The sequence below is a fragment of the Methylosinus sp. LW4 genome, from assembly GCF_000379125.1.
GTDB lineage: Bacteria > Pseudomonadota > Alphaproteobacteria > Rhizobiales > Beijerinckiaceae > Methylosinus.
The window spans coordinates 2,791,563-2,804,326 of sequence record NZ_KB900626.1; the positions used below are offsets into that span (position 1 = coordinate 2,791,563).

Below are 12,764 nucleotides of genomic sequence, written 5' to 3' on the forward strand. Positions count from 1 at the left end.
GCAGCCGGAAAGAGTGCGACAACGATGAAGAATGATAAGAAAAAAACGGGCCCCCTCCTTCTCCCACTCGTGGGAGAAGGTGTCGCGCGAATGCGCGACGGATGAGGGTCCGGTCCGCCAGAACCCTCATCCGACCCCGCTTCGCGGGGCTGCCTTCTCCCGCGCAGCGGGAGAAGGAATCCGCGAACCTTCCTCACTTCGCGATTTCCACGCGCTTGCCGGCGCTCTGCGCTTGCAGGCCCTTCTTATACATCGTCTCGACGACGCCCGGCGGCTCGGTGAAAGCGCCCGCCGTCTGCGCCTTGGCGCGAAAGGCGAAACGATAGGCTCCCTTCGGCAATTGGTCGTAAGCATAGAACACACGATCGTCGCCGAAGGAGACGCTGGTCGGCGCCAGTGTCGGCGCAATCGACGGCTGCGCCTCGGCGGGCGCCGTCGCGAGATTGGGATTCAAAGGCTCGAAGCCCGCCGGCAACGGCAGCGACATCGCGACATGAGTGCGATCCTGCGGATTGACGAGCTCCGCCGTCTCCTCGATCACATCGCCGATGGCGAGCTTCACGACGCCATTCTCCGCGGCGATTTTTTCCAAGGGCGCATCCGCCTTGCCGACGCGCAGAATGTCGCGCGTCAGCGCGAAGCCTTCGCTCACCGGCAGAGCCTTCGCGCCGCTCTCTTTTGGCTCGTAGCGCGTCTCGACCAGCGCCACGATCGGCGCCGCTCCACGATTGACGATCGTCAGCGCCGAAGGCGCCGCGCCGCTCTCGCGCAGGATGGGATTATTGGCGTCCAGCGTCAGCAGGCGCGACGGCGCGCCCTCCTGCGAGAGCTCGATCTGCAGAGGCGATTGCGGACGCCGCCATACTTCCGCCAGCGCGTCGATCGCCGCAGCGGTGGCGTTGGTCGAGCCCCAGCCGTCGCCCTCGCCCAATCGCAGCAATGCGTCGCGCAACAGCCCCGCGCGCGGATCGGACGGCGAGGCGACCGTGACGGCGCGCAGCATCTCCGCCAGCGAACGCGTCTCGGAGGGCAAAATCACCGGATTGCCGCCGTCCGCCGCCTGGCCCGCATAATATTGCGCGCCATTGCGTGAGAGAATCTTCACGCGGCTCCACAGCGAATCGAGCAAGGAATCGACGATGCGCCGATCGCCAGATTGCGCGCGCACGGCGGCGCGCGTCAGCTCCGCCACGCTGACGCCCGCCATGAAATCGGCATGGCGCGACAGCTCGGCGACATAGGATTCGTCGAGCTTGCCGCCGTCGGCGAGCGCGATCAGCGCCTCGACGCGCTCGCGCAATTCCTCGCCAGAGAGCAGGCGTGGATAATCCGAGCGCAGCGACAGCTTCAACACATTGGCGAGACGATCGGCGAGCGGCTTGTCGATCGGTTCGCCCGCGCGCTCTGCGCCGACGAGGAAAGAATAGGCCCAGGCGGTGAGCGACACATTTCCGCGCGCGCGCGGCCAGAAGGCGACGAGCCCATCGGCGTCGACTGCTTGATCGATCGCGCGGATCGTGTTGCGCACATCGCCGGAAAGACGACTCTCGAGCCCCGCGGCCGAGAGAATCGGCGTGAAATTTTTGAGCGCCAGCGCCGAGCGCGCGAGCGAAAGGCGCTGCTCCGTGCAGCCGTAAGGATATTCGACGAGCGCGTTCAATCCCGCGACGAGCCGCACCAGAGCGGGATCGCCGGCGAGCGTCACGTCACGGCGGAAGGAGCCGGGCCGCGCGGCGTCGGTCGCGGCCGCGAGGGTCTTGCTCTCGCCGGGCGCGATCTCGACGATCTCATAGCGCCGCACCGGCAGACGATCCGGCCTGATCGGCAATTCGATCTCCACCGCATCGCGCGCATGGTCGGCGTCGCGCTCCACGCGAAAATTCAGCTTCACGCTCTCCTTGCCGGGCGCCGGCTCCGGCACGCTCGCGCGGACGTCTATGCGCGTGGGCTTGTTCGCGATCCAGCTGAAAGCCTGCGGCGCATTGCTCGCCAGCGTCAGCCCCTCCGCGGCGATCGAGGCTCTGCCGACGCCTCCCGGTCCTTCGACGATGCGCGCGAGCACGGACACATCGAGCGCATCGCCCGGCCGCAGGAAGCGCGGCAGCACGGGCTGCGCGACGAGCTCCTGACGAATGAGCATCTCGCCCGTCGCATAGCCGAAGCGATCGGCGCCGCTCGCCGCCTTGGCGCGCAGCTTGAACACGGTGAGCGAGTCGGGCAGCTTCACCTTGATTTTGGCGATTCCATCGGCGCCCACTTTCACGCTCGGCAGATAGATCGGCACGGGCGTGAAATTCTTGCGCACGCTGACATTGGTTTCCGCGCCCCATTCGTCGAGGCCGGCGTCGCCGCCGGGAATCTCCTCCAGCGGAATCTTGCCGAAAGCGAGATTGCGCGTGTCGCGCGCGGCGAGCTTCGTCTCGCGCTCGACGATGAAATCCGGCAGCGGATCGAGCGGCCGTTCCTTGGCGAGCGACAGCACCGCCTGATCCACCATCCAAAATGTCGTTTCGCCCGCGAGCGGCTTGCCGAGATCATCGGAAAGACGAAGCGTGACCTCCACCTCCTGCCCCGGCCGCGCCTTCGCGGGATAATCGAGCTTCGCGGTCACGATATTCTTGACCGGCGTGACCTCGATCCATTTGGTCGCGGCGATTGTCACCGGCTTGCCCTGGTCGATATTGGAGGCCGGCGGCGGCGCGCTGTCCTTCAAGCGTCCGCGCATGATGAGGAAATGCACGGCGAGCTTCGGCGTCTGCTCCTTGCGCAGCGCGAGCGTGTAGCGCCCGAAGCCATTGGCGATGTCGATGAGCTGATAATCGAACACGCCATTGGGCTGCTCGACGATGGCGAGCGCCTTGGCGTTCTGGAACGGCGATTGAACGATGAGCGTCGCCGTCTCCCCCGGCGCATAGGCTTGCTTGTCGGTCGTGATGGTCGCGGTGGAAGCCGGAGGACGCTGGAAGGTCACGGGCGTATTGCCGCCGACGAAGAAATCGACGCTCACCTGCTGACGGCGGCCGATGCGATCATAGGCTTCCAGCTGCACGACATAAACGCCGGCCTCGCGCGCCTCCAGCTCGATTTTCTGCGCCTCTTTCGCGCTCGTCAGTTTGCGCTCGAGGAGCGTGTCCTCGATCACCTGCGTCACATATTTCGCCGCGCCCTGCGCGAAATCGGACGCCTGCAGCGTCGACGCCCAATTGCGCTTGATGAAGCGCATGGTGACGGGGAGTCCTTCCACCGCCTCGCCCTTGCCGTCGAGCGCGAGAAACTCCGGCGTCACCGCGCCGGGCCGCTCGACATAGCGTGGCAGCTTCACGCCGAGCGCGAAAGGCGGAACGGCAATGACATTCTGCACATTGCGCACCTCTATTCCATCGTCGCCGGTGACGGTCGCCTCGATCGAATAGCGGCGCGGCTGCGCGGTCGGCTCTATCGTCGTGTCGAAGGTCATGCGCGAGGCGCCGCCGGCGTCTGTGCGCGCGTCACGCTCCAGCACCGGCGAGGATTTGAACTTGCCTTCGCCGGAGAAGCGCGCGTCGCTCGAGAACAAAAAGCCTTCGCGTCCCGGCGGCTGAAACACATGCGGAAACTGCACGGCGCGCCATTTCACCGGCCGTTCCGCGACGAGACCGCCGGCGAAATAGCGCGCGATGAGATCGACATTGAACTCGCCGTCGAGCGGAACGATCTGCGGCGCGTTCAGCGCCACCTCGAATGTCGGCAGCCGATAGGCCTCTTTCTTGAACGAAAACTGTCCGCAGGAGGCGGTCTGCGGCGCTTCGCCCTCGGCCTCTGCGCTTTCGCTCGGCTCGGCCTCATCGCCTTTCGTCTCGCTCTTCTTCGGCTTTGCGCCATCGGGCTCGAAACGCAGCGAATAATCGCCGGTCGCCGGCGTCTGCGCGTCGAATTTGTGATAGAAGCTCCCCGCCGCGTCGAGCTTCACCGGAATGCGCCATTCCTGATTGCCGGGGCCGGAGACGACCAGCGTGCCTCCGGCTTTCGCAATGGCGAGAGCGCCATCGCGATAGGCGCGCACGAAGCCCTTTATGTGCACCGGCTCCTCGGGCCGATAGATCGGCCGCTCGGCGAAGACATGGCAGAGCGTGCGCGGCTCTTCCTTGCGCGGCTCCTGCGGATTCGCGGTCCAGGCGAGCCAGGCGCCATCCGGCTTCGTCCAATTCTCGCGCGCATATTCGGAGGGGCCGTCATTGGCGTCCAATAGGAGCGTGTCGAGGCCCTTGGTCACGACGATGCGGCGCACATCGGCTTCCGCGCGCTTGCCGGGATCGAAGGCGAAGAAGCCGGAATTGTCGGTGGTCCCGCGCGCGAGCGTGACGAATTTCTCGCCCTTCACGCCTTCGAGCCGCACTTCCGCGCCGGAGACAGGCTGCGCAGTAGCGAGCGAAGTGACGACGAAGCGCACGCGCGCGCGCTCCTCTATCGCGCTCAGCGACAGATCGGTCACTTGCGCGCGCAGCCAATGGCGCTTCTTCTCATCCACGGCGCGCAGGCCGATGAGATAGGTTCCCGGCTGTCCGGCGCCCGCGATCTTGGCGAATTCGCTCGAGAGATCGAGGCCGAATTTCGCATCGGCGCCATTGCGGCGGATCGGCAGATCGAGCAGCGCGGAAACGGCGGGCGAGCCCAGCGCCTTTATGCGCGCGGCGATCGCCTCGGCCTCCGGCGCATCCGTCTCCGCCCAATGCGCGGGCTCATTGCCGGGCAGCGGCGGCGCGGCGCTGTCCTCCGTCTCGACGCCGCTCTTGGGGAAAGGCCAGAAGTCGCGCGCGAGCGGATCGATCGCATGAATGCGAATATCGGCGCGATCATAGCCGCGTCCGCGCAGCGGCAGCAATTGCGGTCCGAAGCGCTCGACCAATCCTTGCGCGGCGTCCCATGCGAGCGCCGGGCGGTCGCGATCGAAAGCGAAGCGCAGCGCGAAGCGCGAGGCGAGCGCGCGCTTTCTGACGTCGTTCAGAGCGCCCGGCGCGAGCGCCAGCTCATAGACGCGATCGGATAGAAACTTGCCATAGACATTGAGGCGCTTGTGGTCGATCTCGACAGAGAGATCGTCGACCGGCGGCGAGATGCGCAGCGCCTCGCGCGCGCGCAAAATATCGATCTCGCCCGGCTGCTCGGTGAAGCTCAATGTCAGCCGGCGCCGATTGGCGGGCTGGTAATTGGAAACGGGCGCGGAGTCTTCCTCGCCCTCCGATGAAGCCGACGCCGGCGGGACGGCGTAGCCGAAGGCGCAGCGCAGCACGCCGTCCTGCTTGTCGTCGCTCCAGCCGCGGCCGCAGCTCGCCTCGGTGACGGCGAAAGGCGCGGCGGAACGCGCGCGCAATTCGAATATCTCATCGTCGAGGCCCGGCTCGTCGGCGAGCTTCAAGCGCAAGATCGCGACGCGCCCGTCGCGGATCGACTCGCGCAAGCGAATGGCGACGCTCTGCGCGGCGTTGCGATCGGCGCGCTCGAGCGGGCGAATGTCATAGTCCTTCGGCGTCAGCAATTGTCCGCCGAGCGGCGAGATTCCGGGCGCAGGACGCAATTCGATCGTCAGCATCCGCGCCAGCGCGGCGATGTCCACGGGCTCGGGAAAAGTGAGCGTGATCTGCTCGAGATCGGCGATCGGATCGGCGCTCTCGGTCGGATTGGTGGAAGAGGGCGTCGGCAGCAGCGCGACGAGCCGCGTCGCCGCGGCGCCCGCCTCTATGTCGACGCGCTGCAGTGGCTTCCACGGCTCGGCTGGACGAAATTGCAATGCGCGTGCGCCGATCCATCGCCATTCGCCGGCGGGCTCGCCGGAGAGCTTGGCGAATTTCTCATGCGCGTCTTCCGGTCCGCCGGCCTTGGGGCCGATGTCGCGATCGAAGAAGATGGTGATGGGGTCGAAGCTGCGCAGAAATTTGTCCGGCACGATGCGCGCGCCATCGGCGCGGCGCAATTGATCGAAGGGCGCCGGCTCGGCGCGCAGCGGCGCGGAGACGCAGAGACCGGAGAGAAGAAGCAAAGCGAGGAGCGCGCGCGACAGAGCGCCTCTGCAAAGGGCGCCCGTCATCGCGAGGAGCGAAGCGACGAAGCGATCCAGGGGTCGCCCTGCGACTCTGGATCGCTTCGCTCCGCTCGCGATGACGGCGGTGAGATTCGAGAAAAGAAAAAGAATGCGTTTCATCGCCGAGCCTCGAATGGGACTGAGGGCGTTTGTCGAATGCGGAAAGCTCATCTGCCGCTCTTCCTTCCGGCCTTTTCCAAAAACTCCGCCGCCACTTCCTGCGGCGGACCGGAGGGCGGCGGCGCGAGGCCGCGCAGAGCGAGGCGCACTATCGTGGCGGGCGCGTCAGTGGGCGCGCGCGCCTCCACGAAATAGCGGCCGGGCTCGAGACGCAGAATCTGCGCGGCGCCTTCGCCGAGAGTCTTGCCGGCGGCGTCGAGAAGACGCAGCGCGGCGCGATCCGGCTCGGCGCGCAGGCCGAGGCCGATCTCGCCCGCCTTCGCAACTTCGAAGGTGAAGAGGGCCGCGCCGGCGGGGCCGAGCGCGATCGGATCATTGACGCCATCTGTCACCGGAATGACCGGCGTCGTCGCAATGCTCAGCGCGCCGGAAAGCGGGCCGTCATGCGGCGAAAAAATCTCGATGAGCGCGCGGCCGGGCGCGGCGTAACGATGCAGCTCCACGCCGGCGGGGAATGTCTCCACCTCGCGCGCGCCATTCTGCGTGAAGGCGAGAATCGCCGGCGCGCTCGTGCGAATGTCGACGACGACGGGCGCGCTGACATCGAGCGCGAATGCCTGCGCTTCCCCGCTGAGCGTCGCGCCGAAAGGCGCGGTCACGTCGCGCGGCGCGGCGGCGGGCCAGGGCGATTTGCCGGCGCGCTCGATCCATGCGGCGACGAGGCCGGGCGCATGGGCGATGGTCGCCTCTCCCGGACCGGCGAGCGCGAGCGAGCGGCCGCGCAGCACGCGTCCATCGACGCCGGTGAACACCGCCTCTCCACCGGCCGTGACGAGCCGATCGCCCGCCTGCGCCTCGACGAGATGCGCCGTCTCGCCGGCGGCGCCGTAGAAGCGCTTGATCGCTCGGCTCGCCGTGATCGGCTCATGGCGTTCGGACGAGGAGGCGACGCGCGCGGGCGCGGGCGCGTCGGTGAGATTGACGAGCCATAGCGCGCGGGCGCCCTCGAGCCGTCGCGAGAGCGGCGCGCCATCGGCGAAGGCGGCGAAGGTGCGCGGCTCCTCCGGCCCGGAGAAAGCGGCGAGGCCGCTCGCGAGATCGAGCGCGAGAGCGCCGGCGCTATCGAAGGCGACAGGTTGCGCCGTGAGGGGCGGAATGACGCCGGAGAATTGCGCGCTGGCGTGAAGCGGCGCGGCGAGCGCGACATCGATCGCGCGCGCCGTCAGACGCAAGGATTGAGCGTCGCCGGCGTTCCACAGACGCGGCGGCTCCTTGCCGGCGAGCGCCAGAGCCGCGCCCGGCGCGACGGCGAAGCCGCGTCCCGCCGAGACGCCCGGCTGGCCGAAGGCCGAACGCGCGAGCCACAGCCGCGCCTTGCCGGAGGGCGGCGCGGCGGCGGGCAGAATGGCGCGCTCGCTCTCGCCGAGGGTGAGCGCTATTTCAGCGCCGCCGGGCGCGAAGGCGACGACGCGCGCCCTCGCGCCGCAATCGCCCTGCGAGAGCAGCCACAGGCTTTCCGATTGCGGCGCCAGCGCGCCGGCCGAAGCCGGGGCGAGCAGGCGCCCCGCCGCCGAGCCCGCGACGAGCGAGGCCGGCGCGGCGCCGATCGCGACCAGAGTCGAAGACGGCGCCGAGACAAGGCCGACGCAGATTTTTGTCGCGAGCCCTTCGATCGGCGCCGGCTCCAGCGCTATGTCGCCGAAGCCGCGCGGCGTGCGCGCCAGGCTGCGCGCGGCGAGCGCAACGGGAGCGTCGGCGCCGCCGATGGTCCAGACGCTGGCGCGCCATTCGCCGCTCTCCGCCGGCCAGGCGGCGACGGGCGCGAAGCCACGCTCGCGGCCGACGACGCGCCAACGTCCGTCGGACTCGCGCTTCTCGATCGACAGCGCCGTCTCGCGCGTCGATTGCGCGGCGACGATCATCAGCCGCCCCTCCGGCGCGGCGGGCAGCGCCAGCTCATGCGCGCCGGCGCCGGAGACGGTCTTCACGCCGGCGAATGTCAGCGCCTCGGCCGGCGCCGAGACGGGCAGAGCGAGGCTCACTTCGACGCCCTCGGGCTCTGCCGGCTCCTCCGTCTCCTGCGCGGCCTCCTCGCCTTCCGCGGCGGCGCCTTCGCCTTCGTCATTCTGCTCCTCGGCGGCGGCCGCGGGTCGCGGCGCGCCCTTCAGCTCATCGAGCCGCAGGCAATAGGCGCCTGCGGGCAGGCGGTGGGAGAGCGAGACGTTCCAATCTTCCGCGCGGCCCTCGAGCCGCTCGATCACCGCGCCATTCTCATCCTCGAGCAAGCCGATCAGCTCCTTGTCGCCGAAGCTTGCAATATCGACGACGCCATCGCGCGCGATGGAGAAAGGCAGAGCGGCGGGCAGATCGACGAAGCGCGGCGCGCCCAGCTGCAATTGCGTCGATGTGAGCGCGATGCGGTAATCCAGACGATCGTCATGGGCGAGGCTGCGCGCCTCGATGCGATAGGCGCCGGCGGCGAGCCTGCCGGAAAATTTGCGGCCGCCGGCGAATTTGCCGACGCTCTTGCGCGCCGCGTCGAAAATCTCCGCGACCATGCCATCGCTCACATCGAGCATAATGTCCGAGTCGCCGGCGAGCGCGAAGCTCCACACATCCGGGTCGCGCGGCGCGCTTTTGGCGAGAGGCTCGCGCCATTGCAGCTTCTGCGGCGCGTCGAAGGGCAAGGCATGCGGTCCATGGCCCTCGAGCGGCGCCGCCGTCACGATCCTGCGCAGGCGCGCGACGAAGCGGCCTTCGACATCCTCCGGCAGCACGACGAGGCGATAGCTTCCCTTCTCGAAACGGCGGGTGAGACGCGTCAACGGGCCGGGCGCGGCGAGCGGCCAGCCGTCCGCCTCCTCGAGCCGCGCACGCCACTCCTTGCCGAGCCCGGCGAGATCGAGCCGATAGAGTCCGTCCTCGGGAATATCGATCGGCACGACGGCGCCGTGGCCGCCGTCGAGCGCGGCGCGCGCGGCGCCTTCGCCGACGATGGGCGCCGTCGTCGTCATCGCCACGCTCTTCACCGAAAGGCCGAGATGACCGGCGGATTCGCGCGCGGTGACGGCGGCGCGATAGGCGCCGGCGCGCAAATAGCTCGTCACCAGCGCATTATGGCCGGGACCATTGTTCTCGCCCTCGCCGAGATGCGGCGCCAGCGCGGCGCCGAGCGTGAGGCGCGTCTGCAGTCGGCCGAGCGTCTCGACGCGATAGAGCCCGCCTTCGGCCACATCGAAACGGAACTCCCGCGTCTCGTCGCGGGAAAGATCCAGCCAGGCGGGCTTGGCGGCGGAAATCGTCGCCGGCGGACGCTCCTTCGCCGCCTCTGCGGCGGCCGGCTCCACATCACGCGCATAGACGAGCGCGAGCGCGCCCGGCTCCGCTCGCGCCGGCAGCCGAATGGTCGCGAAGCGATTGTCGTTCTCGATCTTTTCTTCCGTGATCTGCACGGGCGCGCTCACGCCCTTGTCGTCGACGACGAGAATCCTGCCGCCGCGCGGCGTGCGCGCCGGCAGAAGATATTCCGTCGCGGCCGGCCGCCACAAAGGCGCGGCGCCCTTCTCGAGATCGGCCGGCAAAGCGATGACGCGCGGGCCTGTCAGCAGGCCCGGCGCGCTATTGGCGAGAATGAAATGCGCGGCGCTTCGGTCGAGCCTCTGCTCGCCGAAGGAAATCGCCGCGCGGGCGGGCGGGCGCGGGGGCAGTTCCGGTGAAAGGCCGGGCGGGCCGAGCGTCAGATCGACGATCCCGACGGCGCCCTCCAGCGGCTCGAGCGAGAGGACATAAAAGCCCGCCTGAAGATCATAGCGGCTCGGCAGGCGGCCATCGGCGCGCGGCGCGGCGGCGCCGAAAGCGGGCTCGATGAGCGCGCGCAGGCGCGGCCCCTGCGCCGAGATCGTCACCGGGCCGCTGTCGATCGCCTCGAACAGCAGAGTGGTCGGCCCGCGCAGATTGAACTTGCCGCGATAGGCGCGGCCGCCGCCGATCTTGGGAAGGTCCGACGCGAGCACGCGCGTCTTGCCATTTTCCGTGCGCGCCAGCAGCGCAGTGGCGGGGACCTCGTCGGCGCCCTCGCCGGCGACGTCCATGGCGACGAGATTGGCGCCTTCCGTCTCGATCGGCGCGCGGCTCGCCCGGCGTATCGCCCGCAGCGAGAACGGCTGCCCCTCGAGGCCGGAGACTTCGACGACGCCCGAAGTCTTGCCATCGCCGCCGAGCGAGACGATCGCGACCGGCTCGCGGCTAATCTTGTCGATCGCGGCGGACGCCGGAACGCCGGCGCCGCGCCGCGCCTCGAGGCGGGCGGCGACGGGCTTGGGCAGCTCCAGGCGGAATGTGTCATAGCTCGCCGGAGCCTCGAAGCGCGCCGAGCCGAAAGCGCCGATGACGCCATTGGCGACGCCCGCCGCCAGCGAAGCGGGCTCGAGGAGATGCAGGAGGAAGGGCTGCGCCGCGCCGCCCTCCGGCCAGACAATGGGCTCGCCGCCATAGGCGGTCGCGACATAGCGGCCGGGCTCGACCGCGCCTTCCAGCCGCAGCCGGGTCATCTGACGGCCGGGCCGCGTCTCGATCGTCGCGCGCGCGGGCGAAAGATCGACGAGCTCGCCGCTCGCCTTCCACAAACGCAGATCGCGCAAAGCGCGGCCCAGCGCCTCCACGCCGACGCGGCCCGAGGCGCCGACCTCGAGCGAATAGCTCCGCTGGGCGAGATCGCCGAGCTCGGCGGAAAATGTCTTGCCCGGCGCCAGCGCCTCGCGCGCGCCCTGCTCCTGAAACGCCTCGGCGGTGAGGCGCGCCTTGCCGGCCGCGCCTTTCGCGCCGAAGAGCCGCAGCTTGTAGACGCCGGCGTCGAGCAGCAGATCGAGCCGCCCGTCGCGCTGGCCCGCGGCGCCCGCCGTCTCGCCGGGGCCGGCGATCATATCGACGAGTCCAATGGCCACGCCCGAGGCGCTATGCGCGGCGATTGCGTATCGGCCCGGCGCCGGAATGGTCAAAAGCGCGAAGCCGTCGCGATCGGCCGGCGCCTCGCTCACGGAAAATCGGCCGGGGGCGGCGTGCTGCTCGATGCGCGCCGGCTCCACTCGCGTCTTGGCGGCGGGAGCGGGCTCCGACGCCGCATAGGAGACGAAGGCGCCGAGCGACAGGCAGGACAGGCCGAAAGCGATTGCGATCTTCAGAAGCAAAGCCCCGATCATGCGCAACATGACATCCTCCGCCGCGACTTGCAACGCTCGAGCTTACGCCGCCGCTTGTTTCCGAGTCGAGCCGGACTGTCGCGCGACGCCTCTCCATGGGCGGAAGGAAACGCGCTTTTTCGAGGCGCCGCCGTGCGCGACCGCACAATACGACGCCGATGTGACGCTTCGCTAAGAGATCGCGCGCGCCGCCGTTAACCTCGAGAGAAAGTGAATTTGCGCCGCGCCCCTGTCTCCGGCCCGGCGCGCGCTACTTGCGCCGTCGTGAGGCATCATCATTGCCGAACGGCATGCCTATTACGGAGGTCTTGAATGAAATCGAAAATCGCATCCGTCCTCGCCGCCGCCGCCCTGCTCGGCACGGTCGCCTCGGCCGAGGCCTTCCCGCGCGTCGTCACCGATCTCGCCGCCTTCCGCACGGGTCCGGGCGTCGACTTCCTGCCCATCCTCGCGGTTCCCCCGCAGGCGGTGGTCGATGTGCAGGGCCACATCGGCGGCTGGTCGCGCGTCGCCTATGCCGGCAAGATCGGCTTCATCGCCAGCTCGCTGCTCGCGCGTCCGATCGTCGTGCGGCCGGTCGTCACCTCGGTCGTCGTGGCCCCCGCTCCGGTGGTCGCCGTCGCGCCGGCTCCGGCCGTCGCCATCGCGCCCGCTCCGGTCGCGGCTCCGGTCGGCCTCATCACGGCCCCGCTGCGCATCTTCGAGTGATCGCGACGCGGTGAGACGAGCAGGCGCGCGGAACAGGCTTCCGCGCGCCGTTTCGTACGTGCGCAGCGCGCGAGATGCGCGGACAGAAAGCGAGCGCGCGTCCTTTCTTTCGATGCTAGAATTTCGAAGCCGAATCTTTTTTTAAAATTCGTTTCGAGCGAGGCTCCATGCGCTCTTTCTTCCTTTCTTGCCTCTGCGCGCCTGTCCTTCTCTTCTCGTCGCAGACGCAGGGAAAGCCCGCCAAGGTCGGCGAGCTCGTCAATCTGCGCTCCGGCCCCGGCCTGAGCTTCGCTGCTCTTCTCGCCATTCCCCCGGACGCCGTGCTCGAGGTCGCCTCCTGCCGCGGCGATTGGTGCCGCGTCACTTACGCGGGGTCCGCCGGCTATGTCGCGCAGCCGGCGCTCGTCGCGATCGACGCGCGTCCGGTGGAGACGCCCATTCTGCCGCCGCTCGGCGCCTATGTGTGGCGGCGCGACATTCCGCCGCTCTATGATCCTTACGACTCCGCCGGTCCATGGTACACCGGCCCTTGGGCCTATGAGGGAGCCAACGCCGTGCAATGGCGCTACGGATTTCCCGGCGGCTATGTGCCCTGGTATCGCAACGCCGTCTGGCGACCGGGCTTCGGCTGGTTCTGACAGAGATGAATCGCCGACGTGAGAACGTCGTCGCGCGCGGCG

The 12,764-nt window shown here is 68.8% G+C and carries 4 protein-coding genes; 2 read left to right on the plus strand and 2 right to left on the minus strand.

Annotated elements, in window-relative coordinates; genetic code table 11:
* Positions 1 to 193 precede the first annotated feature (193 nt).
* Positions 194 to 6,064 carry an alpha-2-macroglobulin gene (locus METLW4_RS0114000; protein ID WP_245258456.1) on the minus strand — a complete coding sequence of 1,957 codons (5,871 nt, stop codon included), beginning with the start codon at positions 6,062 to 6,064 and terminating at the stop codon, positions 194 to 196.
* A 161-nt stretch (positions 6,065 to 6,225) separates the two neighbouring features.
* A complete protein-coding gene (locus METLW4_RS24925; RefSeq protein WP_051079680.1) occupies positions 6,226 to 11,385 on the minus strand; it encodes a hypothetical protein in 5,160 nt (1,719 codons plus the stop codon).
* A gap of 303 nt (positions 11,386 to 11,688) precedes the next feature.
* Between METLW4_RS24925 and METLW4_RS0114010 the strand changes: the two genes are divergently transcribed.
* Both METLW4_RS0114010 and METLW4_RS0114015 read left to right on the plus strand, forming a co-directional pair.
* On the plus strand, positions 11,689 to 12,084 hold the full coding sequence (locus tag METLW4_RS0114010) for a hypothetical protein (RefSeq protein WP_018266847.1): 396 nt from the start codon (positions 11,689 to 11,691) through the stop codon (positions 12,082 to 12,084).
* 167 nt (positions 12,085 to 12,251) lie between these two features.
* Positions 12,252 to 12,722, plus strand: coding sequence for an SH3 domain-containing protein (locus METLW4_RS0114015; protein WP_018266848.1), 471 nt, complete (start codon positions 12,252 to 12,254; stop codon positions 12,720 to 12,722).
* Positions 12,723 to 12,764 lie beyond the last annotated feature (42 nt).

What these genes read in the sequence shown, in the direction of transcription:
- METLW4_RS0114010 (WP_018266847.1), top strand. Translation starts at nt 11,689, where the DNA reads ATGAAATCGAAAATCGCATCCGTCCTCGCCGCCGCCGCCCTGCTCGGC.
- METLW4_RS24925 (WP_051079680.1), bottom strand. Translation starts at nt 11,385, where the DNA reads ATGTTGCGCATGATCGGGGCTTTGCTTCTGAAGATCGCAATCGCTTTC.
- METLW4_RS0114015 (WP_018266848.1), top strand. Translation starts at nt 12,252, where the DNA reads ATGCGCTCTTTCTTCCTTTCTTGCCTCTGCGCGCCTGTCCTTCTCTTC.
- METLW4_RS0114000 (WP_245258456.1), bottom strand. Translation starts at nt 6,064, where the DNA reads ATGACGGGCGCCCTTTGCAGAGGCGCTCTGTCGCGCGCGCTCCTCGCT.